Raw genomic sequence first — 25,795 nt, 5'->3', positions numbered from 1 at the left:
TTTTTTGATATATATGACACCTATACTTTTTTGTAAAGTATTTACTATTTCAGTATGAAAAAGCACAAATAAAATTAATTTAAATGAACGTAACCGTTAATATATTTGTATGTAAATATTATATTCCGGCGTAAATATATTTTTACGATTGACTTGATTTTTAATTTATTACTGATATTGATATGTTGTCAGGATGACATAAAAATTTTATTTAAATGCAAGGATGCATATATGAAAAAAACAAATATGAATATAATGGAAAGATACCTCCTTCTACTTGATAGATTTGTGGATAAGCTTACGCAATCAGGCTTTGAAGAAAAAGAAATTATAGATCAATCATACCTATTTTGTGCTGGTTTCTATATTAAATATCAACAGGACATAGAAAATTTGACGTTTTCAAATCGTGAAGTCGTGTTGAGTTTTCTGCTTCTTTCTTACTACTGTCATATCGAAAAAATCAGTGATGATTTGATAGATAAAGCCCGTCTGAACAAGGTATTTCTCTCCATCATCAGCTTTATCACCAACAACGGTGGAAGAACTGAGCGAATCTACGTTCATGAGAAGAAGAAGTATGACGCCAACAAGCTGATAAGGGCTTCAACAAGCGTCAGGAAGAGTGGTTGTCGATTGTGATAAAAAGCCCGTAGTTTTGCGCTACGGGCTGATGCTTTCCCTGATGTGGCAGTGTTTTATTTAAAACACACCATTCTTAATTTCACTTGCACCGGCACTGAATTCATAAGAACTGACTTTTTCACCTTTAAACGTGATGATGAGAGATTTGGTTTGTGTGTCATTACCGCCAGTGAATAACCCGCCAATGACGGGGATGAACGAGGTTGCTTTCATCTGACTGTTATACATCGTGTAAATCCATCGATCTTCACCGTCGATCACCATGTGATGATTAGGCTCACCAAATGAAGCCAATACATCCTTTTTTGTGGTTTTTTCTTTGATCAGCTTTGTTTTCACACTTTCCTGATTTTCACTTTTTAATGACTGGTTGCCGCTGGATGAACATCCGACAAGGGTTAGTGTTACGAATGCTGCGATGATGATTTTTTTCATGTGTTTTTAACCCTTGTTTCCATTTACGATTTGGTCAAAGACTTCCATCCACTGATTCATTTGTTTTTTCAGGCTGTTAAGCCCCTGTTGAGATTTAAAAGAGCCTTCTTTGGGGAAAAATCTGATGTGCCATTCTGGATTTTGAATATCTCTCACACTGATAAAAAAGCCAGTCTCATTTTGGTTTCTTGCCATTCTCATACTATTAATATTGTTAGCGGTAACACTTAACCCCGCATCTTCAATTTCAACACCGTGGCTGATGTTATATTGCCACTCTTTAATATCATCAAAGGAGTAAGTTTTTTCGTTATATCCATCTTTGAGAAAGATGAGTCTTTTATTACTGTCGATTTTCATCGATGAATTAATAAGCGTATGACTGTAACAGCCATCGTTATCATCGTTAAAGTTATCGACAGTGGCTTGATTACTTAATTTCAACAGATAAGAGCTTAGTGCGGTAAAAAATGAAATAACACTAATGGGCATCCAAAGCAGTCCCGCTTCCCAAAATGTGCGCATTCCACCAAAGTAAATAGCGATTAACGGGAGGGTGATTGCAATCCAGAAGCGTTTCATTTTGAAAAAATTAATAAATTTCATGAAACCACTGATTTTTTTATGTGGAGTGATTTTCTTTCTTTGAGGCTGAAGCTCGGCTAACGCTTTCTTGTCACGTCTGTTTGTGAAATACGCCCAAATGAGCAGACCGGCACTGACAGGAAGCCAAATAATCCCTGTAAGAACGAATCCACTTTTTCCCATCAATAATGCGATAAGTGCTGGGAGTGATACGGCAATCCAAAAACGTTTCATAGCAAAAATGCTCATGCAAATTCCTTAATAGCTGAAAGTGAAGGTCATATTCGATGTATGAAGAAATCAGAAACTATGCATGAGACGAGTTGTGTCATTTCATAACCTTTCGTTAGTTGAATAAGTAAATAGAACAGTTAAATCAGTGTTTTATGAGATATAGCAAAGCTACATTTTGAACAGTTGTGATTAAACAAAGCAAATCGCTTGTAACGATCGATGGTTTACTTGTGATAGTTAAAAGCTATCATAAATTAAATATAGATCGTTTATATCGATCGTTAATCTTATCTTTTTTGTATGAAGAAGGGCTTAATCTAAGCCTTGTCAGCCCTACATTGAGGGCGATGAATTGCTGTGCGTTGGAGGTATTTCAGAGGTGTTTTTTGGTGCTAATGCAGTAATTTCTATTATTTTCCCGCCAGTGATTGTGGTGTGTCTTTCTCGACGTTTGAGTGTCGGGATTCTCAATTTTTTCAAGATGCTAATAATGGTGTTGAGGTAGGGGATGGTTTCTAACCATCTGAAACTCGTAAGCATATGAGATACCGGTTTTCTGCGGGGAGCGGGAGCTTCTTTTACCGCTTCGGTTACATACGCTTCTTTGTTACTTACAACAGCTTCGTTGCGAAGCACTGTGGGAGAAGTGATAGCGTATTCGTCCTGACCAGCACGGTTATCCTGGATAAGCGCTTCTGTGGGGCTGTTCATGCCTGCTGTCGTGATTTCAGGAGCGGTAGTTATGGCCATATCAATCGCTTCACTGACAGAGGCTTTCAGTGAGAACAGAAAAGTATTGTCGCGTTCCGGTATGTAGTCGAGTTTGCTCTGTAGAGCAGACCAGGAATAGCTTTTGCCAAGCTGAGATGCCTTAAAAGCAATCCCATTGTATTCAAATGAGAAGCCGTTTATTTTTCCTGTCGAGGCAATATTGGGAAGCGCTTTGATATTGTGGGCTGCAAGCTGCTGCACAAGTGCAGTGGTTGATAGTTTGCTGATTAATAATGTATCAAGGGTTTTCTGAATGATGGTTTTCGGACATAGCTCACCAGTCTTTTTCTCCATCATCGCTTCGTTACGTGATTTCTTGCGTTTGGGCTTAGGGTAGGGCGAAGCTGGGGATGGTGATACTACCAATTCCGGCCCCTTGGTTCTGGTCAGTGAATAGTCGCGTTCAAGCTGCTGAATGATACGTGTGCTGATGAGATTTTCGTTCTTACCAAGGTAGAGTTTTCCTGCATAGAGAGAAACTCTGCTGGCTATGATATGAATGTGCTGGCCGTCAGCATCGTCATGTAGGATATAGCATTTCAGATGCGTTTCAGCGAAGCCCATACGCTTCATATAATCGTCAGCAATAGCTACCCATTGAGCATTTGTAAGAGCTTCATTTTTCGGTAAGCGAAGCGAATTGTGCCATACCGGTTTAACCACATCCGGGCGAAGCGTTTTTGTGGTATTAAACTCAGCGATCAGATCTCTGGCTGCATCCCCCATCATGTTCCCACCAATCACTACTGGATCTTTTTTATGGTGAGAGCTTGGTCTTAATGCGTAGAGAACGACACCAGCGAAGTTTTTACCCCGGCTGATCTTCTGCATTCCCTTCATGGGAAGCACTCCACATATTAGTGGTAATCAGATTTGTGCGAAGCTCTGAGATCTGACGTTTCACAGCGAAGAGTTCTGTCTGTGTTAGAGAGCTTCCAACACTTTTATCATCGAGATGGACAACCAGCTTATTCAGCTTCTGCGAAATCTCACCAAGGGTTTTCCAGGCTTCGAGATTAACAGGGGGAATAACGGAGGGAAGGTTATGCTGAAATGCCATACGCAGCCATTCACTTTTGCGATACCTGCCGCGCCTTTCGTTTAGAAGCACCAACTCTTCATCATTAAGCCTAACACTGACACAGTGATAACGAAGGATATTATTAAAAGTATTACCAGTGTTCATATGAACTCCTTTTCATATAAAAATAAAAAGCATATTCCGTATGCTTAGACTTACTTATATGACATAAGCCAATAATGTCAATGCATGGTGTTGATTTTGCTTTTAATTTTTTTCAACCAAAGGGCGAAAAAACAAGGGAGAACTCGAAGAAGCAGCGTAGCGCTTCGTAGAGTTAGCCCTTGCTTTTTACTAATTTAGATAATCAATTGCCAAATTTTTTTCGAGGGGATTGTGTTTTTTTAATATTTAAAGAAGCCTCAAATTATTTCTTTTCATTGAACTCACTGGGGAGGTATGTGTTTTATTATAAATTCAGCTAGGTATTTGTTTATTTCTTCAATGTATTCACAATCATCATTGTGTTGGCTGGTTAATTGGTAATTACCAGTTCCTGGTTTTTTACTATTAGCATTTTTAATTTCTAAGTTGCATTTTGTTATCACATTCAATTTTTTCTTCTTCGATTGTTTTTTCTTTAATACTTAAATAGATTTGATTGATTAGAGGAAATATTCTCTACTTTATTTATTAAAAGATAAATTGGGAAGTGTCTTTCGGGGGAAAGTTTTAACTTGTATAACAGGAAGTCTAAAAATTAATCCGCGACATTAAAAAATAATGAAGAACACAAGTCATGATTATTTTATATCTATTTGAAGACATAGTTAACCTCTCAAATAATCCATCTGTGAAAAAGTTCTTTCTTCTAACATACATTAGTTGATGTTTCAATGAAATTTTTTATTGGTTTTATTTTGAAGTGCTTATGAACGAATTAATATTCAAAGAAATTAAAGGGTTTATAGATGGATGTAATTATAAGTAGGCTAAATAGCTTCGCACATTGATGCTTCACTTCCTATTGTGCAAAACCAACGCTGACGGGAAGTATCACCTACCCAAGTGTAGCGCTATTACGCGAAGCTATTTAGTTATTTTATCGCTAAAAATAACAGTTTTTAAAAATGGGTTAAATATCTTATGCTTCGCTTGGAGAAGAAAAATAATTATAAAGAATCTGATGAAGAATGTTTATTGATAAATAAATCTATAACATTAAAAATAAATACGCTTATGACTGTTTGTATTTTGAAATTAACAATTGGTTATTATTTTCCTGTTTTAAATGATAAAAAAGAGAACTGTGACAATAATTTATCTAACCCTATTTGTATAATTTATTTTGAACAAAAATATATAAAAAAGTTAATGAAATTAATCCTATAGTTGATGAGAAAAAATAAATTCTTATTCTGTTAATTTTTTAAGTGCTTATGAAGAGAAAGTAGTATTGAAATTACTTCATTTTTTTATGGTAAAATTTATAATAACAGATTTCAAGGGATTATATCTAATTTATTGTAAATAGCTTGTAATGAAGATGTGTTTTAAAAAATATTGGTTATATCGAGTATTTAATTATAGGGGAAAATAAATCAGGAGAATTTTTCGCTATATAAAATGGTCTTGATTTGTTAAGTGTCTTTGCCATCTTAGTTAATGGAATTTTATTTTTTCTTATGCTATAATAATATTTGTTTAAATTAAATTTCAATGAGTTAAATATGAGTGAAGAGTTAATTCAGCTTTCTCCTAAATCATTAGGCCGTTATAAATACTTCCGGTTAGGAAGCACAACTTTATCTCAGTTGAAGAAAAATAAAATTATAAAAAATAAGGTAAGTGCCGAAATTTCAATAAAAAAACCTGATGGACTTGTGGTTCTTACTGGAGGAGATGTTAAAGCTGTCATAGAGTATAAACAACCATCAGAACTAAAAACTAGCACATTAATTAATAAGGCTATCGCTCAGGAAATAGTGGTTGCTCGTGAGCTTTGTAAACTTTTGATTGTAACTTGTGGTACGAAAACTATTTGGATTAATGCATTAAATGGTGAGAGAGTATTGGATGAGTCTGGAGTCGAAGTAAAAAAATTATTTGATGTTAAATATATTGAAGAAGATTCACTTAGCACTGAAGAACAATTAAGTTTGGAAAAACTTATAGATAAAATTGACTATAGTTTAACAGAAAATAATAACACAATAATGCTTCCAGAGGTGTTGGACCCTTCACAGTTAGCTAAAACAATTTGGCAGAAAATTTGGATAAACACAGGAAAAGAACCTGAAAGATGTTTATACAATGTTGTTGAGTTGTTTGTTTTTAAATTTTTAAGTGATGTTGGTGTCTTAAAAAATCACCTTAATTTTACTACTGTATATCAAATTATGCAAAGCGAGTCTGCAACGGAAGCTTTGAAGCATTATTCAAATACGTGTCGTAAAGAAATTAGAGATTTATTCCCTAAAGGTGAGGATGGGACAACAGTTATAAATGGCACTATATTTGTTAATGAAAAAGGTGAGCCAAATATTGCCCAGGCAAGTCTATTTGGTGAGGTGTTAGCTGACCTTCAAAATTATGATAATGAGTATGGTTCTTTCAAATATATAAAAAAAGAATTTAAAACAAGACTATATGAATCTTTCCTTCGTCAGAATGCTGGTGTGAGATCTTTGGGACAATATTTCACACCGCGTAATGTAGTGAAATCAGTTATAAAAATGTCCGATGCTTCAATGCTTCGTAAAGGCGCAAGAGTTTGTGATCCATTTTGCGGAGTTGGTGGTTTTCTATTAGAGGCTATAGCTGAGAATAGAAACATTCTCAATGAATTCATACCTTCAAATGGGGAAGTTGAACCTAAAATACAAATAGTAGGTTATGATAAAGGAAGTGACGAGAAAGAGGATGAGAGAACAATTATATTGGCTAAAGCTAATATGCTTATTTATTTCTCGGATTTATTAGTGAAATACCATACAAAAGACTATCTTAAAGCCTTTGCCAAAGGGGCTTTTAATAGAGTTTTTCATTTGCTAAGAACTAATTTAGGTACATTTAAACAAGTTAAAGATGAGCCATATGATCTTATTCTTACAAATCCTCCATATGTGACGAGTGGTTCCAGTAGTTTAAGAAGATCTCTTGAGGAAGAAGGTTTAAGTAATTATTACTCTTCCGGTGGCAGGGGGACTGAATCGTTGGCGATGGAGTGGATCGTTAAAAATCTTAAAATAAATGGTCAGGCCATTGTTATAGTCCCTGATGGTTTACTAATTCAGGAAGCGATGTTGTCTTTCATTAAAGATAACTGCTTTATTGAGGCTATTATTTCTCTACCTTTCAGAACTTTTTATTCAACACCTAAAAAAACTTATATTTTAGCCTTGCGAAAGAAAGAGTTTTTAAGCGAAATTCAAGTAAATCCTATTTTTACATTTATAGTAAGTGACATAGGTGAAACCAGAGATGCTAAACGGTGGGCTACTGATAAGAACGATTTGGATGAAATGTCTAATATGTTTAATCAATTTAAAGCAACTCCTTCTTACTTCATCAGTCAAAACGAAAAGTGTAAAATTATTGATTTTAAAGAGCTTAACTTGAGAAGTAATTGGCTTATTGAAAGACTGTGGACACCTGAAGAAAGAATTTCGATTGGTTTAGATAATGAAATTAGTGAGTTAACCCAAGATGACTTTTTAGATAGAGCAAACGCATTATCCTCGTTATTAGATCAATTTATTTCAAATTTTAGTAATGATGAAAAGAGTCAAAGCATTAGAGATACCCGTATCATAAATTTGGGGGATAATGATATTTTTCAGTTTATCACTCTAAAAACTGGCTGGACTAAAGAAGTTTACCAAAAAATGGATGTTTCCTCTGAGAATAGTATACCTGTATATACTGCATCAGAATCCATAGTAGCTCATGTTTGCGAAGTTAATGATAAAATTATCAGAGTTTCGCCAAACGATAAAGTTTTCTCTTTTGCTTCCAATGGTGATGGTAGTGCAGGTAGGAATTTTATAATTCATGATAAAGATTTTTATGTAAGTAATGACAGAACAGTAATAAAAATTTTGAATGAAAAAATATCTTTAAATTATGTTCTTTTTTGTTTAAGAAACATGAAGAATGACTATGGTTTCAATTTTTCTTTTAAAGCGAATGTATCTAATGTAAAAAATGTGTCATTAGAAATACCTATTGATGCTGATGCTGATGCTGATGCTGATGCTGATTTTGATTATAAGAGCCAAGAGTTAATTTCTCAGAGATTTAGTTTTTTTCAAAATTTCAAAAAGGAAGTTGAGTCAAAATTTTCAGAATTAGATAATGCAATTCTTCCAGTTGAAGAATTTATGAAAAGATAATTATCTTAAAGCCCTTAATATACAGGGCTTTAAAATTAATGAAAATTTTGATAACACCGATATTTTATCTGTGTTATTGCATTGTCTGTTACGCATGAAAATTCTGATACAACCAGTCGAGTTTTTCCCATAAGATGAACGTCAGGATTTCTTTGGCTTGAGGGTTCTTGGTTTCGATCACGGCGTAGATCAACGCTCGGCACTGATCGATGATTTCTTCTTGCTCTAGAGGAGTGTTATCGAACATAACGCACCTCCGTTGTCTGTTGCTGGAACTGATTAAAATAACGATTAACTTGTTTAAGATGCTTATCAATAAGGGAATTGCTAGACTTGCGGATAGCCATGTCGTTAGTCCTATAACGTTGTGGTCAGCCCCTGTCTGGTATTCCACTACCTTTCAGGGGCGAAACTGGTGATGAGTGTAATGTGTTTTTGTGATAGTGTACGTACCTATAAAACTCAGCATAGTTAAAAAGGTACGTACATGTCAACGATAAAACGTGATACTAAAAAATCTTCATCGTTTGGAAAATCACCCACGTTTCAGATTCGGATCTCGCCTGAGTTACGTGAGCAGTTAGATGCAGTCGTAGCAAAAGAGGGAGTCAGCTTAGGTAATTGGTTCAAAGAGCTTGCCCGTAAAGAGCTTCGCAAGAAGGGGATTGAGCCGAAGGGGTGAGAAAACAATCAGTTCCCGACCTCATGATTGTTTTCCCTAAATTTTGACAGGGAAGAGCATTATTCAATTTATAAAATAATTAAATCATTTCTTTAAGCAATTCAGCAACTTTCAAATGAGCTTCTTTTCTTTCTTCAAAATAATCATATCGGTCATAGATGCTTTCAACCCCTTTGAGCTTGTGATTGAGGCATCTTTCGGCGACATGAGAAGGAACAGAAAGAGAAGCAAGCAGACTACGGCAAGTTCTTCTCAAATCGTGGACAGTAAAATACTCAATACCACCCATCTGATTCGGTGGCTGAATTTTCCTGCCGGGTTCGATACCAAAGAGTTTTCCAATAGCCCTGTTCAATGTATCGCTTCCCATATGGGGTGTTTTACTCGCCCGCCGATTAGGGAAAACGTATGCCGAACCGTAAGCTCTTACCTTTAACTCATTTAGTAGCTCAATCGCTAAGGGAGGCAAAGGAATAACAATCCCCACACCGGATTTACTCCTTTCCTTTGGTAATTCCCATTTCGCCTTATCTAAATCAAACTCAGACCAGGTCGCTTCGGTGAGCTCTCCTTTTCGGACACCAAGTAATAAAAGCAATACACAGGCAATATAATTATCACGGCTAAAACTATCACGATGATGTCTGAAAATTTGGAAAATGGTTTTCAGTTCATCCCGACTTAACATCCTTTCTCTGCTTTTCTCTACGCCACCCGCATCATTGACCTTAAATGCCGTTGCCGGATTATTAAGAATTAATCCAAGTTTGATGCCGTGATTGAAGAGTTGCTTCATATACAGCAGAGCATCGTTAGCAATGGTCGGTCTACCGCTGGTCGTAATATTTTGCAGAATAACACGGACATCCAACGGGGTGACTTTGCCCATAGCCAGTTGACCAATATGAGGGGCGATATCTTTTGTAAAAACCCGTTGTGGTATTTGGGGATGTTTCAGTCGTTTAACCAGATCTTGGCTCCAGTCATTAAACAGGTCATTAACTGAGTAAATTTTTTGTGGACGGCTGAGTTTACGCTCAACAATGGGGTCATCACCCGCGATGACTTTCCGGCGTGTATCTTCGGCCTGACGACGAGCTTCAGATAATGACAGGATAGAGACCTTCCCTAACGTGATCTCCCGTCTCTTGGTTTGCTGAGTATATCTCAGCATCCAGTAGGGCTCTCCTTTGGGCGGAACTTTCAGATATAAGCCATGACCATCACCATATTTCCCGGTTTGTCCTGCTTTCAGGACTGCCTGAACGGTCTTAACGGTTAGTGAACCCATCTCATTTTTCCTGCAAAAGTGCGACAACCCTTATGGCGTAAGGAACGACATCTTTGGGTGGGGGGTATATGGTTATAGACCGGGGATTTTTTCTTGTAAAGGAAAAGTTCTCCCCAATATACCCCCCACTTGGCAGTGGTTCTTGATGGTTTTTGAGTGAACTTGGTAGACGATGGTTTTAGTAAAATGCCCTTAAAAACAGGGCGTTGTAGAATTTTATAGACTTGGCTGGAAATTATTCGATGTTTTGAATCTGTTCCCGCATTTGCTCGATCAGTACTTTCAACTCAATGGCTGACGCGGTGACGTCGGCGTTGATGGATTTTGAGGCCAGCGTGTTCGATTCGCGGTTGAATTCCTGCATCATGAAGTCGAGGCGGCGGCCGACGGCTTCTTCTTTTTTCAGGATTTTGTAGGTTTCTTTGACGTGAGCGTCGAGGCGGTCGAGTTCTTCGGCGACATCGACGCGCTGCGCCATCAGCACCAGTTCCTGTTCCAGACGGTTATTTTCCAGCTGTACCTGCGCATCTTCCAGCTTGCTTTGCAGGCGTTCACGCTGCCAGAGCAGGATGTTCGGCATCTGGGCACGGACTTTGACGACTTCGGCGCTGACGCCAGCCAGACGCTGTTCGATCAGACCTTTCAGCGCATTACCTTCGCTTTCACGGGCGGCGATGAAGTCATCCAACGCGCCTTCCAGCGCGGTCAGCAGTTCGGCGCTGATGGCGTCCAGATCCTGCTCTTCCGCCGACATCACGCCGGGCCAGCGCAGGATATCAACCGGATTGATTTCCCCTTCGTCGCTCTGCATTTTGACCCAGTTGGCGGCATTAACCAGCTGTTTCGCCAGTTTTTCGTTCAGGATCAGCGCACTTTGCGCGCTCGGGTCGAGCTCAAAGCGCAGGTTGCATTCGATTTTGCCACGGGTCAAACGGGCGCGGATGCGCTCACGCGCGACAGGTTCGAGACTGCGGAATTGTTCCGGTAAACGAAGATAGGTTTCCAGATAGCGCTGGTTAACGGAACGCAGTTCCCAGGCTGCGCTTCCCCAGTTGCCCTTGATCTCTCGGCGGGCGTAAGCGGTCATGCTGCGAATCATTGGTGCATACCTGTAAAGCAAATGATGAGAAGGATTATAGCGTTGAGTCCCGCGCAGGGGATAGAAAAAAACCGCCTGCCCGGTGTCGCCCGTCGGGAATCAGGCGGCGTAAAGCAGCGTTTCGTTCTGTCTGGCGATGTCGCGACAGCGATTTTTCATCATCTGCTTCAGCTGTAGCGTCGCCTGTGATTGCGGGTTATCGCGGCGGCTGATCAGCGTGACTTCAAAAGGCAGCGGCTGGTCGATAGGGACGATTTTGAGCTGGTCAGCATAGCGACAGGCGGTAAAGAGATCGACGATGCCCGTACCGCCGCCCGCCAGCACCATGTCGGCAATCACCGAGTAGGTTTTGATGTAGAGCGAAGCCGCTGGCTGTAGCGCTTTGTCGCGCAGTGCACGGTGTAACACCTGACCGAGCGGATCCTTATGCTGCATCATCAGCAGATTGTTGTTGCATAGCCATTCCAGCGAGACAGGGCCGTTTATCGCGCTGTCTTTCGGCAATAGGGCAACCATCGTGGACTGGAACAGCGGTTCTGCCAGCAGCTCGGACGGCACCTGCTGACCAAAGATCAGCGCGAAATCGAGCTGGTTTTGCAGGATGTTCTGGCACAGCGTGCTGAAGTGCTCGGTGACGAGTTCAACGTTAACCGAGGCGGCCTGCTTATGAAATTCCACCAGCGTTGGGGCCACGATCATTTGCCCGAACGCATGTGCCGCGCCCAGCCGTACGGAGTGTGCCTTGCTGGTTTTGATTTGTTCGGTGAGTGAACTGATGCTTTGCAGATGGCTGAAAAGTTCCTGCACTTTCGGTATCAGGCGCAGCCCTTCTTCGGTGGCGATCATTCCCTGTGTGCGACGTTCAAACAGGGAAAAACCGAGCTGCTGCTCTGCGTGATTCAATACCCGACTGACGTTCGGCTGCGAGACGTTGAGCAAGCGGGCAGCGCCGCTGATGGTGCCTGCCTGAACAATGGCCTGGAAGATTTCAATATGGCGTAGTCGCATGAGTGCAGGCTCCGGCTGACGCTTTCTGGTGAGCGTCGTATGAGTAATAATCAAAATGCCTGCAATTATTACGCCAGTTTCTAATTTCGTTCCTGCGCGGCCAGCGGCGTTTCTTAATAATAGCTATGCACAATTATGGTGCGCAATGCTCCATAATTGTGCGTTATGGTCGAAAATGGTGCAATTCGACCTGGATAGGTAGGGCGACAGATTTAGCGATAAATATCGGCGACGGGGGCTTCTCCCACATAGCCATAGCCGCGGTACATCCCTTCGCTGTTAAACGGCAGGGCGATGTTGCCCGCTTTATCGACGGCAATCAGCCCGCCGCTGCCGTCCATTTGCAGCAGTTTCTCCATGACTACGCGATCGCTGGCCTGCTGTAGCGTCAGTCCGGCATATTCCATCAGCGCCGAGACATCATAGGCGGCGACGGCACGCATGAAGACTTCACCGGTGCCAGTGCAGGAAACCGCCACCGTCTGGTTATTGGCGTAGCAGCCTGCGCCGATGATTGGGCTATCGCCCACGCGCCCGGCCTGTTTGTTGGTCATGCCGCCCGTTGAGGTTGCCGCCGCGAGGTTACCCGCGCTGTCCAGTGCTACCGCGCCGACGGTACCGAATTTACGGTCGGGATCGATAGGGTCGTTCTGGCCGTCATGGTCGAGGATGACACGGCCTGAACCTGCCTGCGCGTTATGCAGCTGCTGGCGGCGTTCGTCGGTGGAGAAAAACGTCGGGTCAACCATCTCCAGACCGTGCTGCTGTGCAAATGCCTCTGCGCCGTCGGCGGTAAACATCACATGCTGACTGGCTTCGAGTACGGTACGCGCGGCCAGAATCGGGTTACGGATATGGCTGACGCAGCTCACCGCACCGGCATCCAGCGAGCGTCCGTCCATAATGCTGGCGTCCAGTTCGTGGGTTTCCGCGTGGGTGAAAACCGAACCATGTCCGGCATTGAATAACGGACACTCTTCCAACAGGCGAACGGCTTCGGTCACGGCATCCAGTGCGCTGCCGTTTTCAGCCAGAATGCGTTGTCCGCTGGCGACAATCTCGGACAGCGCTGCCAGATAGCGTTGCTCTTTTTCAGCGCTCATAGCCGAGCGGGTCAGCGCACCTGCGCCACCGTGGATCACAATCACGGGCTTTGTCATGCGATAAATTCTCTTTTCAGTCGGTTTACGCCCCGGAATAAGGGGCGGATAAACTGGAATCAGTTTTGCGTCGTCGCCAGATAGGAAAAGGCACCCAGCAGGCTGGTGATTTCCCGCATGCTCTGCGCCGTATAACCTACGGTTATGGCATCCAAACGTTCCACATTCGGCAGCAGACAGAATAGATCGGCCAGTACCGGTTTTGCCACCATCAGTTCGAGGCGGTAGGGTGCCTGAATCCGCGAGTTCAGCGTCCGGTGCGCTTTTTCCACCGCCGCTTTTGCCGCGTCACGAATCACCTGACGCGCCTGTTCGGTGCTGAGGGATTCGGCTGCGTGCTGCGAAATCGCGCGTTTGACGCAGGCATAGTCGGTGGCGGGATAGTAGCGAGCGATCCAGCTCTGGAGCGTGTCGTCACCGCTGACCAGCCAGAGCGGCGTCTTCTGTTCCACGCCGGCGGCAGCGTAGATGTCGCTCTCGCCCATGATTTCACCGTTGATGCGCACGCGGTAGAACGCACGGCCGTTGATGGTATGCGACAGCACGCCAAACTCGCCTGCGGCGCTGTGGTAGCCGATGAACATCAGGCCATCGAACTGCTGTTGCTCCAGACCTTCTACCATCGAATAGCCGCGCGGTTTGCCCTGTACCAGTCGGGCGCGAGCGTCGATGTTCTCCGCGCGCAGATTGACCATTGCCGCATGGCTGTCGGCGACCACCACCTCTGTTGCGCCACCCGCGAACGCACCGTCAATCGCGGCGTTCACTTCCTGCTCCATCAGGCCACGTGCCAGTTGATATTCCGCGGTGCCAGGGCTGCACTGTTCTGGGCGCATCACGCCAGCGATCCCTTCGATATCAGCAGAGATAAACACTTTCATCATCAGTTTCCTACGGGAGAATTTGCTTATGGATAAAGAGTCGCAGCCAGCCTGTCCAACGCCTGTGGCAGCGTCGGACGATGATGGCCGCGAAAACCAGTCACGGCGTCTGCCTGAAGCATGGCGTCGAGTACAGCGTGTTCGGTGGCGTCGGCGGCGGCGCTTAACAGCGATTCAAGCTGCGCATCCTCCGGCGGTTGCGGCTGTGGGCAGGTGGAGAATGCGACGGCGATATCGCCGGAACCGTGTCCCCAATAGCTGCCGAGCCGGCCTAATCCTGCACCGGCACGCTTGGCGATACGCTTGAGCTGGCGGGCATCAAGCGGGGCATCCGTCGCCATGATAATGATGATCGATCCGGCATCCTGCTGCGGCGCGAGCTCGGGCAGGATAGGCGCGATAGCGTCGCCCATCTGCACGCCGTCCAGCGTCAGTGAGGAAAGCGTGCCGAAGTTTGCCAGCACCAACACGCCGAGTGTGGCGTTCAATTCGGGAATCAGGCGCGATGCGGTGCCGATGCCGCCTTTCAGACTAAAGCAGCTCATCCCGCGTCCAGCGCCAACGCTGCCGCGTGCGAAGCGATCTTCGGCATTGTCCAGCGCTTGTTGCGCCATGTGTTCCGTTACGGCCAGTGCCTGAATGTCGTTCAGCCAGCCGTCGTTGCACTCCAGCGCCAGCGGGTTCACCGTCGGCAGCGTGCGACCCAGTTCAGGATTGCGGGCAATGGCATCGCGTACCAGCGTAGTAAACAGCGTGCCGGTTGCCAGCGTGTTGCTGAGCAGGATGGGCGTTTGCAGCACCCCTAGCTCCTCGATCTGTACCAGCCCGACGGGTTTAGCGAAGCCGTTCAGCACCGCCGCGCCGCAGGGGAGAGGCTGGGTGAACAGGTTTTCGCCGGGCGGTATAATCGCCGTGACGCCGGTTTGCACTTCGCCTGCCGCCAATGTGCAGTGGCCGACGCGTACGCCTGCCACATCGCTAATGCTGTTATGCGTTCCGCTAGCCGAGCGCGGCGTACCCAACTGCCGCGTCGTTTTCCAGCGTTGTAGCAACAGCGCCTGCTGCTGCTGTTGATAGTCGTTCATCTGGTGATCGCCTTCCTCAGCTTTTCAGTTTGGGATCGAGCGTATCACGCAGCGCATCCCCAAGCAGGTTAAACGCCAGCACGGTGAAGAAGATCGCCAGACCCGGGAACACGCTGACGTGCCAGGCGCCTGCCATCATCAGGCTGCGGCTCATCGCCAGAATATTGCCCCATTCCGGTACGTCCGGCTCCGGGCCAAGGCCGATGAAGCTCAGGCCTGCCGCGGTCAGGATGCTGGTACCGATACGCATGGTGAAATAGACAATCACGTTAGGCAGCGTGCCGGGCAGGATGTGGCGCATCAGCACGATGCGATCCGGCGCACCGGCGCAGCGTACCGCTTCCACATAGGCTGCCTGCTTCAGCGACAGCGTAGAGGCACGCACGATGCGGGCGAAGACCGGTACGCTGAAGACGGCGACGGCGATAATCACGTTATTCAGGCCGGGGCCGAGGATCGCGACGACCGCAATTGCCAGCAGCATGCCGGGAAAGGCGAACAGCACGTCGGAACCGCGCATGATCAGCGTATCGACCCAGCGGCCGTAGTAGCCTGCCAGCAGGCCGAGCACGATGCCGACCAGCATACCCAGCGTGACGGAGAAAATACCGATATACAGCGAGATGCGAGCACCGTAGATGATACGGCTCATTACATCGCGCCCGAGATCGTCGGTGCCCATCCAGTGTGCTGCTGAAGGTGGAGAAGCCAGCGCCATCCAGTCGGGCTCCATTGGGTTCCACGGTGCCAGCCAGGGGGCGAAAATGGCGACCACAACCAGCAGCAGGACGAAGCCGCTGGAAATTAGCGCCATCGGGTTACGGATAAAGACCTGAACGAAATCGCGCCACGGCGAACGTATCGTCTCTTCATCAAGCGTGGCAACGGCCACGACGGGTTCGGGAGGAAGGTTCATCGTGTCTCCTAACGTAGGCGAATCGCCGGATTGACCACCGCGTACAGCAGGTCGACCAACAGGTTAATGACAATAAATTCAAACACGAACAGCATTACCAGCGCCTGAATGACCGGCTGATCCTGCGTCTTGATTGATTCAATCAGCAGCCAGCCCAGACCCGGCCAGCTAAACACGCTTTCAACCACAATGGAGCCACCGAGCAGGAAGCCAAATTGCAGCCCCAGCATGGTGATGACTGGAATCAGCGCGTTACGCATCACGTGCTTCCAGGTGACCAGCCGATTGCGCAGCCCCTTGGAGCGAGCGGTGCGGACGTAGTCTTCCTGTGCGACCTCCAGAAACGCGGAGCGGGTAAAGCGTGCCATGACGGCCGCTACCGATGCCCCGAGCGTTAGCGCGGGCAGAATGATGTCGCTGGGCTGATTGAAGCCGCTGACGGAAAAGACGCCGAACGGCATGGCGACAAACTGAATCAGCAACAGGCCGAGCCAGAACGGCGGCATGGAAATCCCGCCGACTGCGAAGCTCATCAGCGTCCAGTCCTGCCATTTGCCCCGCTTGAGCGCGGACACCACGCCGATCAGCAGACCGAGCAGCACCGACCAGACAAAGCCCGCCAGCGCTAGCCACATGGTGGGCATAAAGCTCTTGCTGATGACGTCGATAACCGGCTGCTGGGTGCGGTACGTCACACCCAGATCGCCACTGAACAGGCCGCCGAGCCAGTGGACATACTGCTGCGGCAGCGGGTCGTTCAATCCTAACTGCTGACGGGCGGCTTCCACCGCCTCAATGGTCGCGTCAGCACCGGCGTAAATACGTGCCGGGTCACCCGGCAGCAGTTTTATAAAACCGAACACTAACAGGGAGACCACCAGCAGAACCGGGATCATTTCCAGCAAACGTCGGACGATATAAGCAAACATGGCGTTCTCCCTGACCGATTACTTAAATTCAGCCTGATCGAAGATCAGTGAGCCATCAGCCAGCATGTAGACGCCGTCGAGGTTCTTGGTTTTGCCGACAACGTTGTCCGGCGAGCCCAAGAAGACCACTGGTGCATCCTGCCAAATCTGACGCTGTGCATCCGCGTAAGCGGCGGCACGTTTGTCGGCATCGGCCGTCGCCAACCCAGCGGTAATCGCTTTATCCGTTACCGAATTGCTGTAGTAGGAGACGTTATACGCAACCGGAACCCAGGACTCTGTCGCGAACAACGGACGCAGTGCCCAGTCAGCATCACCGGTAGACGGAGACCAGCCGTTGTAGAACAGGTCAAATTCGGCGTCTTTCGGATCTTTAACACCGAACAGCTTGGCGTTACGCATCCCGGAATCCATCGGGGTAACGGTAACCTTGATACCGACTTGCTCTAACTGCTGCTTGAAGAACTGCGCGCTACGGATGTAGTCGGTGCGGTTCGTCGTCCACAGTTTCAGGCTCAGGCCGTTGGCGTAGCCCGCTTCTTTCAGCAGCGCCTTGGCTTTTTCTGGGTTATAGGTGTAGTTCGGCGAGCTCTGGCGGGCGAAGAACTGCACGTCCGGTGCCATCGCAGAAGAGGCAGGAACGCCCATGCCGGCAAAGCCGACTTTCAGCCAGATATCGCGGTTGATCGCGTAGTTAAGTGCCTGACGCACGCGGATATCGTTCAGTGGCGGACGCAGGTTGTTCATCGCCAGCCAGAATTGATAAATACTCGGGTCGCGCTGAATCGCCAGCTTGCTGTCGTTTTGTACGGTGCCGATCAGATCGGAAGGCAGCGGATAAACGGCATCCACCTGACCGGATTTCAGTGACGCCACGCGGGTGGAATCTTCCGGCGTTGGGTAGAAGGTCACGCTGTCGACTTTCGGCCAGCCTTTCTGCCAGTAGTTGTCGAATTTCACCAGCTTCACGTCTTTACCCTGCTGCCATTCGGTGAACTTGAACGGGCCAGTACCGACCGGGTTCACGCGCAGCTGTGCTTCGTCTGGGTATTTTTTCAGTGCTTCCGGGCTGTGCATGACGGCAGACGGGTGCGCCAGCGTGTTCACAAAAGCACCGAAGGATTTGTTCAGCTCGATTTTGACCTGCGTCGGCGACAGTACGGTGACGCTTTGCACCATGTTAAACAGGCTGTTGCGCTTTAAGCCTTTGCTCTGATCGGCCAGACGGTCGAGGTTAGCTTTAACGGCGTCGGCGTTGAACGGCGCGCCGTCCTGGAAGGTGATGCCTTCGCGCAGCGTAATGACGAACTCGGTGGCAGTGTCGTTACTGGTGTAGCCCGTCGCCAGACGCGGCACCAGCTTCATTTTATTATCGAACTGGAACAGACGCTCGAAGATGCCGCTCTGAATGGAGTAGCTCAGCGTGTCCGAGGTATCGTGCGGGTCGAGTCCGGTGATATCGGCATAGATGGAAATGCGAAGGTCTTGCGCCTGGGCGACAGCCGCCAGACACAGTGAGAGCCCGAGGGCAACGGCAGAGCGGCGAACGAATGGCTTCATGGTTTCTCTCCTGGTCAGCTATGAACGTGTGTTGTGTTTTTTAATGCGTTGTTTTTTTATGACTATTTTATTGTCATGGCATCGTGTTTCAGGCGGCCGATTCGTTGTCGGCGACCCAGTGCTGCGGCGCGACCTCTCGGTAGCGCGTTTTGGCGACGGCCTCGCCTGCTTTACGCAAGGGTGAGGGGATTTCGCTGTCGTCAAACTGGCGTGCGCCGCGACGGGTTGGATCGGCAATCGGAACCGAAGCCAACAGGCGGCGGGTATACGGATGCTGTGGATCGTTAAACACCGACTGGCGCGGGCCGATTTCCACGATCTGGCCGAGGTACATCACCGCGACGCGGTTGGCGATGCGCTCGACAACCGCCATATCGTGCGAGATGAAAATCCACGACACGCCGGTTTTCTTCTGGAGATCCATCATCAGGTTGACGACCTGCGCCTGAATCGACACATCGAGCGCCGAAACGGCTTCGTCAGCAATGATGACCTGCGGCTGTAGCGCCATCGCGCGGGCAATCGCGATACGCTGACGCTGCCCACCGGAAAACTCATGCGGATAACGGCGCGCGTGCTCTGGCAGCAAACCGACGCTTTTTAACAGCGCCTGCACCTGCGGTGTCGCTTCTTCCAGCGATTTCACCAGCCCGTGCAGCAGCAGTGGTTCGGCGATGGTGAAGCCAACCGTCAGACGCGGGTTGAGCGAGGCGTACGGGTCTTGAAACACCATCTGCATTTCCCGGCGCAGCGGCTGGAAATCCCGCTCTTTCATCTGGGAAATCTCGTTGCCCTGAAAATGAATGCTTTCGGCTTGGCTCTGTACCAGACGCAGCAGGGCGCGTCCGGTGGTGGACTTGCCGCAGCCGCTTTCCCCGACGATAGCCAGCGTTTCGCCCGGCCAGACGTTGAAATCAATCTGCTCTACTGCATGAACGTGGTGAGTGATGGTGGATAAAATCCCGCTGCGCATGGGGTAATACACGCTCAGCCCGCGAATATCCAACAGCGGCTCGGCGTCATAGCGGGCGGTAACCTGCTCACTCTCTTCCGGATCGGCAGCCTGTCCCAGTAAAGGGAAACGCTTTGGCCAGAGGCTATCGCGCATGTCGCCCAGCTTCGGTACAGCAGCCAGCAGCGATTGGGTATAAGGATGTTGCGGTGCGGCAAAAATCTGTTCGACGGTGCCTTGTTCGACGATCTCGCCGCGGTACATCACCACCACGCGATCGGCGATTTCCGCCACCACGCCCATGTCGTGGGTGATAAACAGCACCGCCATGTCGCTCTGCTGTTGCAGGTCACGCAGGATTTGCAGAATACGTGCCTGCACGGTGACGTCCAGCGCAGTGGTCGGTTCATCGGCAATCAACAGCTGCGGATCGCAGGCCAGCGCCTGTGCAATCATCACACGCTGGCGCATCCCGCCGGACAGCGAGTGCGGGTAGCTTTTCATCACGCGATCGACGTCTGCGATGCGCACCTTGTGCAGCAGCTCACGGGCTTTTTTGTCCGCGCTGGCGGCATCGCAAATTTTGTGGTCAAGCAGCGCTTCGGTGAGCTGATCGCCGACTTTCAGTACCGGATTAAGCGAAGTCATCGGTTCCTGAAAAATCATGGCGAGATCGCGGCCGCGCAGCTTACGACGCGCTTCTGCTTTCATGCTCAGCAGGTCATGCTGCTTGCCGTCGCGTGCGGTGAAACGGAGCGCACCACGTTCGATGTTGGCAGAGTCCGCCAGCAGCCCCATCACGGCGAGTGATGTTACGGACTTGCCTGAACCACTTTCGCCGACCACGGCGACCACTTCCCCTTTATTCACTGTAAAGGAAATGCCTTTTAGCGCCTGATGCGTGCCGGAACGGCCGCTAAAGCTGACGCTCAGATCGTCGATTTCCAGTACAGGCCTGGGGGCGTTACCGGGTGCTGTGGCGGCACCCGCGTGCATGATATCCGTCATGGTCACTCCGGTTGATGATTTAGGGTTACTGCGGTTAATGGCGTCATAGCCAAATTCGGCCAAGGTTGTAGGTCAGATAAGGCGAACTGTCGGCGGCCAGCCAGATAGGGCCGTCGAGATCGACGTGCTCGGCATCGGCGGCGACGGGCAGGGCGGCTTCCATCGCCATTGACGAGCCCAGCGTGCAGCCGACCATAATGCGCAGGCCGTGAAAGTGGGCTTCGCGCACCATCGCCAGCGCTTCGGTTAGCCCGCCACACTTGTCCAGCTTGATATTGATCATGTCGTAACGACGGCGCAGCCCGACGATGTCTCCGCTGTGGCGACAGCTTTCGTCCGCGCAGATCGGAATCGGGTGAGAGAACCGCTGTAAATCCTCGTCTTTACCGACGGGAAGCGGTTGCTCAATCATGGCGACCTGATAAGGCTGCAGAGCGGTAGACAGGCTATGTAAATCCAGCCCGCTCCAGCTCGCTCTCGCATCGATAATCAATCTGGCGTTGGGCGCGGCGGCACGAATGGCGGCGACCTTTTCCAGAATCAGCTCGCGATCCAGTTTGATTTTCAGCAGTAGAGCGCCGTGGGAAACGGCATTGGAGGCGGCGGCGGCCATTCTCTCCACGCTGTCGAGCGCCAACGTTTGCGCACAGACCACGGATGTGGGGGGATGAATGCCGATGCGCTGCCACAGCGTCTGTTTTTCCAATGCGGTGTTGAGCCGCCACAGGGCGCAGTCCAGCGCATTTCTGGCCGCACCCGGTGATAAATCTTTCTGGAGCTGTTCGATGGTCAGGCCGTGTTCTATTGCCTCACGGACCGCAGAGAGCTGGCGACATACGCTGTCGGCGGACTCGCCATAGTGGGCGACTGGCGTACATTCGCCTTGTCCAATAAATCCTTTTTCTTCCAACGCGACGCGGATAACGGTAACCGCGCGACGCGTCCCGTTTTCAGCCGCCATAGGACGGGCTAGTGGCAGATTGACCGTTTCAATTTGCATATGCCGCATCATGATTTTTTCTCATCAACGCTCAGGGGATGAACGGACTATTTCATGATGCATCATCACTGACGAATACTTGTTCATCAGTAGGGTATAACCTCAGGTTATACCATAAGTTTGAGGTATGGCTTTCTGATGCCGCTTTCCCGCAACGTGAGCGATTTCGTGTATAATGCGCGGCAGTTTTCATTGACCCACCGGAGATGAGCCATGCGCCCAACAGGCCGAAGTGCACAGCAAGTACGCCCCCTTACATTCACCCGTCATTACACGAAACACGCTGAAGGTTCCGTTTTAGTCGAATTTGGCGATACCAAAGTGTTATGCAATGCCACGGTAGAAGAGGGTGTTCCGCGCTTTCTGAAAGGCCAGGGACAAGGATGGGTCACCGCCGAATACGGCATGCTGCCGCGTGCGACGCACAGCCGTAACTCGCGTGAAGCCGCCAAAGGTAAGCAGGGCGGCCGGACGCTGGAGATTCAGCGCCTGATTGCGCGTTCCCTGCGTGCGGCAATCGACCTGAAAGTGCTCGGCGAATACACCATTACGCTCGACTGTGATGTCTTGCAGGCGGACGGCGGCACGCGTACGGCGTCCATCACTGGTGCCTGTGTGGCGCTGGCCGACGCGCTGAACCAGATGGTTGCCAAGGGTAAGCTGAAAAAGAATCCGATGAAAGGCATGATCGCCGCCGTGTCCGTCGGCATCGTGAACGGCGAAGCGCTGTGCGATCTGGAATACGTGGAAGATTCCGCTGCGGAAACCGACATGAATGTGGTCATGACCGAAGACGGTCGCATGATTGAAGTGCAAGGGACGGCCGAAGGCGAGCCGTTCAGCCACGAAGAATTACTCACCCTGCTGGCGCTAGCCCGAGGGGGAATTGATACCATCGTTCAGGCGCAGAAAGCGGCCTTAATCGATTGATTTTATAAGCGACCAATTGGTCGCTTTTTTTATATTTGAAGACGAGGAGATGCCGTAATGAAAGCCTACCAGCGCCAGTTTATTGAGTTTGCACTCAGCAAGCAGGTATTGAAGTTTGGCGAGTTCACCCTGAAATCCGGGCGTATCAGTCCCTATTTCTTTAACGCCGGGCTGTTTAATACCGGGCGTGACCTGGCCTTACTGGGGCGTTTTTATGCGGAAGCCTTGGTTGATTCTGGCGTGGAGTTCGATCTGCTGTTTGGGCCGGCTTACAAAGGCATTCCGATTGCGACTACCGCTGCTGTCGCGCTGGCAGAACATCACGATCGTGACCTGCCGTACTGCTTCAACCGCAAAGAAGCTAAAGATCACGGTGAGGGCGGCAGCCTGGTCGGTAGCCCGTTACAGGGCCGGGTGATGCTGGTGGATGACGTGATTACGGCCGGGACGGCGATTCGCGAATCGATGGAGATCATCGGTGCACACGGGGCGACGCTGGCGGGTGTGATGATTGCACTGGATCGTCAGGAACGCGGCCGCGCTGAACTGTCCGCGATTCAGGAAGTGGAACGTGACTATCAGTGCAAGGTGATTTCGATTATTACGTTAACGGATTTGATCGCCTATCTGGCGGAAAAACCAGAAATGGCAGCGCATCTGGATGCGGTGAAAGCCTATCGTGAGCAGTTCGGGGTTTAATGTTGTGAGTCAGGAGCCCGCCAGAGATGTCTGGCGGGCTTTAATCGTGGTGTTTAGTTCAACTGTGCGGCCAGCAGCGGCCAGCGGGTGTCGAATTCCTGCGTCGGACGATAGCGGAATTCAGAACGAATGAAGCGCGACAGCATCCCTTCGCAAAACGCTAACAGCTGGCTGGCTAGCAGCGTTTCATCATGCTGGAAACCTTTGCCATCGCGTAGCTTGTGCTCGCGCAATACCTGACGCAGCTGCGATTCAATACGCTCAAACAGCTGGTTAATACGCCCTTGCAAGCGATCCTGTTCAAACATCAGTGCATGGCCTGTCATGATGCGGGTCAGCCCCGGATTCCGTTCCGCAAACCCTAAAATAAGCAGCAAAATCAGACGCAGACGATTAAACGTTTCTTTTTCGTCTTGCAGAATCAGGTTAATGCGGGTGGTCAGGCTGTCCTCAATAAATTCAATCAGGCTATCAAACATCCGCGTTTTACTGGGGAAATGCCGGTAGAGCGCCGCTTCGGACACGCCAACATTCGCAGCCAGTTTTGCTGTGGTGATGCGTTGGCTGCCGTCGCTGGATTCCAGCATCTGCGCCAGCGCCTGCAAAATTTCCTCGCGGCGATTCCTTTTCGTATTTTCTTTTTCTGCCATGTCTGAAAAGACCCTTGCTAAATATTTGACTGACAAGCACCCGTTAGCGCCACAGTAGCCATTTCCTTTTGGATAGATAGGCGCTGTGGCTTATAGGAATTTTTTACACTATGGGTGGCTGGAGCGCGTTAGCTACGGCCGGAGTGGCCGAAGCCGCCTTCTCCACGTTCGCTGCCGACGAAATCTTCGACCAGATTAAATTCGGCCTGAACGACGGGCACAAAAACCATCTGTGCGATGCGCTCGCCCGGTTCAACCGTGAACGTCTGTTGACCACGGTTCCAGACGGAAACCATCAGCTGTCCCTGGTAGTCCGAATCAATCAGCCCCACCAGGTTCCCCAGCACCACGCCGTGCTTGTGGCCCAGTCCGGAGCGGGGCAGGATAACCGCCGCCAGCCCGGTATCGGCAATGTGAATCGCCAGCCCGGTTGGAATAAGCGTGGTTTCCCCTGCTTTGAGTTCAATCGCCTGATCCAGACAGGCACGCAGATCGAGCCCGGCAGAACCCGGTGTGGCATAGGTTGGTAACGGGAATTGCTGCCCAACGCGTGGGTCAACAATCTTAACGTCGATTTTTTTCATCATAACGGCTGATAATCTCGTCGATTAATTTTTGGCCAAGAAGACGCTTGTCGCACTGCGGCAACGGCGTGTCTCCATCTTGCCAAAAAAGGTGTAACGCATTGGTTTCACTGTTAAAACCATGCCCGGAAAGAGAGACGTTGTTCGCGCAAATCAGATCCAGTTTTTTACGCGCCAGTTTTTGCCGGGCGTATTCTTCCACATTCTGGGTTTCGGCAGCAAACCCGACAACATAAGGACGATTTTTCGTCATGGCGGCGACACCGGCGATGATATCTGGATTTTTGACCAGAGTGAGAGTCATTTCATCGCCCTGCTGATTCTGTTTTTTTATCTTCTCATCGGCAATGTGTTTGGCGCGGTAGTCGGCAACCGCCGCACAGCCAATAACAATGTGCTGCTGGGCCGCGTGTGCCATTACCGCGTGCTCCATCTCCAATGCGCTGCCGACGTCAATACGTGTGACGCCCTGCGGTGTGGCGAGCGAAACAGGGCCGCTTACCAGTGTGACATTCGCACCACGCGCAGCCGCGGCCTGTGCGATAGCAAAGCCCATTTTCCCGGAACTGTGGTTGGTGACAAAGCGAACGGGATCCAGCGCTTCTCTCGTCGGCCCGGCGGTGACCAGAATGTTCAGATGTTGCAGATCGTTGATGGCAGAAAAATGACGCTGCGCCAGCCCGACAATCTCCATTGGGTCGATCATGCGGCCCGGCCCAACATCGCCACACGCCTGACTGCCGCTATCCGGTCCCCAGATCGGTAAACCACGCGCGGCCAGCGTGCGTAGGTTGTCCTGCGTGGGCTCTGCGCGATACATCTGCTGATTCATCGCAGGGACAACGGCGATAGGGGCGGATGTCGCCAGACAGATCGTGGTTAGCAAGTCATTCGCCATGCCGGCGGCGACTCGTGCGATCAGATCGGCAGTCGCCGGGGCGAGAATGACTAAATCAGCCCATTTTCCCAGCTCGATGTGGCCCATTGAGGCTTCCGCCGCGGGGTCAAGCAGATCGTCTGATACCGAGTAGCCGGAGACGGCTTGCAGCGTCAGCGGCGTGATGAAAGCTTTAGCGGCAGAGGTCATGACAACTCGGACGTCGGCTCCGCCATCGCGCAGGCGTCGCACCAGTTCCGGGCACTTATACGCGGCGATGCCGCCGCTGATACCCAGCACGATTCGTTTGCCGGAGAGTGCATTCAGGCTGGAAAATTCCGTCATCATCATGGTCCGATTGAAAGTCAGAAGATGCGCCATTTTACCATAACCTTGCAG

Annotated in this window: 24 protein-coding genes; 5 read left to right on the top strand and 19 right to left on the bottom strand. The window is 49.1% G+C overall.

Annotation, left to right across the window (positions count from 1 at the left end; translation table 11 throughout):
- Positions 1–231 precede the first annotated feature (231 nt).
- Positions 232–642: a hypothetical protein gene (locus tag MYB54_RS20990; protein ID WP_248721313.1), complete on the top strand. Its 411-nt coding sequence runs from the start codon at positions 232–234 to the stop codon at positions 640–642.
- Between the two features lie 60 nt (positions 643–702).
- On the opposite strand, the gene MYB54_RS20985 is transcribed toward MYB54_RS20990, so the two are convergent.
- From MYB54_RS20985 to MYB54_RS20970, 4 genes are all read right to left on the bottom strand, one after another.
- On the bottom strand, positions 703–1,080 hold the full coding sequence (locus MYB54_RS20985; RefSeq protein ID WP_248721312.1) for an SEN1984 family lipoprotein: 378 nt from the start codon (positions 1,078–1,080) through the stop codon (positions 703–705).
- Between the two features lie 6 nt (positions 1,081–1,086).
- Positions 1,087–1,914, bottom strand: a complete 828-nt coding sequence (locus MYB54_RS20980) for a DUF4755 domain-containing protein (protein WP_248721311.1) — start codon at positions 1,912–1,914, stop codon at positions 1,087–1,089.
- Positions 1,915–2,232: 318 nt separating this feature from the next.
- Positions 2,233–3,510, bottom strand: coding sequence for a relaxase/mobilization nuclease domain-containing protein (locus MYB54_RS20975; RefSeq protein WP_248721310.1), 1,278 nt, complete (start codon positions 3,508–3,510; stop codon positions 2,233–2,235).
- Entirely contained in the window at positions 3,479–3,856 is a 378-nt protein-coding gene (locus tag MYB54_RS20970) for a hypothetical protein (RefSeq protein WP_248721309.1), read from the bottom strand. Before MYB54_RS20970 ends, MYB54_RS20975 begins: the two co-directional genes overlap by 32 nt.
- 1,565 nt (positions 3,857–5,421) lie before the next feature.
- Here MYB54_RS20970 and MYB54_RS20965 point away from each other — a divergent pair.
- A complete protein-coding gene (locus MYB54_RS20965; protein ID WP_248721308.1) occupies positions 5,422–8,085 on the top strand; it encodes an HsdM family class I SAM-dependent methyltransferase in 2,664 nt (887 codons plus the stop codon).
- A gap of 88 nt (positions 8,086–8,173) precedes the next feature.
- Here MYB54_RS20965 and MYB54_RS20960 read toward each other — a convergent pair whose 3' ends face one another.
- Positions 8,174–8,332, bottom strand: coding sequence for a hypothetical protein (locus tag MYB54_RS20960; RefSeq protein WP_248721307.1), 159 nt, complete (start codon positions 8,330–8,332; stop codon positions 8,174–8,176).
- A gap of 240 nt (positions 8,333–8,572) precedes the next feature.
- On the opposite strand from MYB54_RS20960, the gene MYB54_RS20955 reads away from it, so the two are divergent.
- Complete coding sequence (locus MYB54_RS20955) at positions 8,573–8,767, top strand: type II toxin-antitoxin system HicB family antitoxin (protein WP_248721306.1); 195 nt, start codon at positions 8,573–8,575, stop codon at positions 8,765–8,767.
- 79 nt (positions 8,768–8,846) lie between these two features.
- Here MYB54_RS20955 and MYB54_RS20950 read toward each other — a convergent pair whose 3' ends face one another.
- The 11 genes from MYB54_RS20950 to ycjG all read right to left on the bottom strand — a co-directional run bounded on the left by MYB54_RS20950 (position 8,847) and on the right by ycjG (position 21,665).
- Positions 8,847–10,058 carry a tyrosine-type recombinase/integrase gene (locus tag MYB54_RS20950; RefSeq protein WP_248721305.1) on the bottom strand — a complete coding sequence of 404 codons (1,212 nt, stop codon included), beginning with the start codon at positions 10,056–10,058 and terminating at the stop codon, positions 8,847–8,849.
- Between the two features lie 235 nt (positions 10,059–10,293).
- Positions 10,294–11,157 (bottom strand): YicC/YloC family endoribonuclease, encoded by an 864-nt coding sequence (locus MYB54_RS20945; protein WP_010284271.1) that lies wholly within the window; start codon positions 11,155–11,157, stop codon positions 10,294–10,296.
- Between the two features lie 99 nt (positions 11,158–11,256).
- Positions 11,257–12,165 (bottom strand): LysR family transcriptional regulator, encoded by a 909-nt coding sequence (locus MYB54_RS20940; RefSeq protein WP_248721304.1) that lies wholly within the window; start codon positions 12,163–12,165, stop codon positions 11,257–11,259.
- A 212-nt stretch (positions 12,166–12,377) separates the two neighbouring features.
- The gene (locus tag MYB54_RS20935; RefSeq protein WP_010284276.1) at positions 12,378–13,325 is read right to left on the bottom strand and encodes an isoaspartyl peptidase/L-asparaginase family protein; all 948 of its coding nucleotides are present in this window, start codon (positions 13,323–13,325) and stop codon (positions 12,378–12,380) included.
- 59 nt (positions 13,326–13,384) lie between these two features.
- Entirely contained in the window at positions 13,385–14,206 is an 822-nt protein-coding gene (locus MYB54_RS20930; protein WP_014913737.1) for a M55 family metallopeptidase, read from the bottom strand.
- A gap of 26 nt (positions 14,207–14,232) precedes the next feature.
- The gene (locus MYB54_RS20925; protein ID WP_014913738.1) at positions 14,233–15,291 is read right to left on the bottom strand and encodes a DmpA family aminopeptidase; all 1,059 of its coding nucleotides are present in this window, start codon (positions 15,289–15,291) and stop codon (positions 14,233–14,235) included.
- Positions 15,292–15,307: 16 nt separating this feature from the next.
- Positions 15,308–16,207 carry an ABC transporter permease subunit gene (locus tag MYB54_RS20920; protein WP_014913739.1) on the bottom strand — a complete coding sequence of 300 codons (900 nt, stop codon included), beginning with the start codon at positions 16,205–16,207 and terminating at the stop codon, positions 15,308–15,310.
- A gap of 8 nt (positions 16,208–16,215) precedes the next feature.
- Positions 16,216–17,136 (bottom strand): ABC transporter permease, encoded by a 921-nt coding sequence (locus tag MYB54_RS20915; protein ID WP_014913740.1) that lies wholly within the window; start codon positions 17,134–17,136, stop codon positions 16,216–16,218.
- 18 nt (positions 17,137–17,154) lie between these two features.
- The gene (locus MYB54_RS20910) at positions 17,155–18,696 is read right to left on the bottom strand and encodes a glutathione ABC transporter substrate-binding protein (RefSeq protein WP_010285698.1); all 1,542 of its coding nucleotides are present in this window, start codon (positions 18,694–18,696) and stop codon (positions 17,155–17,157) included.
- Between the two features lie 88 nt (positions 18,697–18,784).
- A complete protein-coding gene (locus tag MYB54_RS20905; RefSeq protein WP_014913741.1) occupies positions 18,785–20,656 on the bottom strand; it encodes an ABC transporter ATP-binding protein in 1,872 nt (623 codons plus the stop codon).
- Positions 20,657–20,699: 43 nt separating this feature from the next.
- A complete protein-coding gene (gene ycjG, locus MYB54_RS20900; RefSeq protein ID WP_187290691.1) occupies positions 20,700–21,665 on the bottom strand; it encodes an L-Ala-D/L-Glu epimerase in 966 nt (321 codons plus the stop codon).
- 204 nt (positions 21,666–21,869) lie between these two features.
- Here ycjG and rph point away from each other — a divergent pair, with 204 nt between their 5' ends.
- Together rph and pyrE are read left to right on the top strand one after the other, a co-directional pair.
- The gene (gene rph / locus MYB54_RS20895; protein ID WP_014913743.1) at positions 21,870–22,586 is read left to right on the top strand and encodes a ribonuclease PH; all 717 of its coding nucleotides are present in this window, start codon (positions 21,870–21,872) and stop codon (positions 22,584–22,586) included.
- Positions 22,587–22,643: 57 nt separating this feature from the next.
- Positions 22,644–23,285 carry an orotate phosphoribosyltransferase gene (pyrE, locus tag MYB54_RS20890; RefSeq protein ID WP_039550313.1) on the top strand — a complete coding sequence of 214 codons (642 nt, stop codon included), beginning with the start codon at positions 22,644–22,646 and terminating at the stop codon, positions 23,283–23,285.
- A gap of 53 nt (positions 23,286–23,338) precedes the next feature.
- Here pyrE and slmA read toward each other — a convergent pair whose 3' ends face one another.
- From slmA to coaBC, 3 genes are all read right to left on the bottom strand, one after another.
- A complete protein-coding gene (gene slmA, locus MYB54_RS20885; RefSeq protein ID WP_005967978.1) occupies positions 23,339–23,935 on the bottom strand; it encodes a nucleoid occlusion factor SlmA in 597 nt (198 codons plus the stop codon).
- A 128-nt stretch (positions 23,936–24,063) separates the two neighbouring features.
- Positions 24,064–24,522 carry a dUTP diphosphatase gene (dut, locus tag MYB54_RS20880; protein WP_010285710.1) on the bottom strand — a complete coding sequence of 153 codons (459 nt, stop codon included), beginning with the start codon at positions 24,520–24,522 and terminating at the stop codon, positions 24,064–24,066.
- Positions 24,500–25,777 carry a bifunctional phosphopantothenoylcysteine decarboxylase/phosphopantothenate--cysteine ligase CoaBC gene (coaBC, locus tag MYB54_RS20875; protein WP_014913745.1) on the bottom strand — a complete coding sequence of 426 codons (1,278 nt, stop codon included), beginning with the start codon at positions 25,775–25,777 and terminating at the stop codon, positions 24,500–24,502. Before coaBC ends, dut begins: the two co-directional genes overlap by 23 nt.
- Positions 25,778–25,795: the final 18 nt, after the last annotated feature.

Origin of the sequence: Pectobacterium nicotianae, assembly GCF_023272715.1 — a bacterium.
In the GTDB taxonomy this organism is placed as follows: Bacteria; Pseudomonadota; Gammaproteobacteria; order Enterobacterales; family Enterobacteriaceae; genus Pectobacterium; species Pectobacterium brasiliense.
Note: the sequence above shows the minus strand (reverse complement) of the source record. Positions and strands in the feature narration are given on the sequence as shown.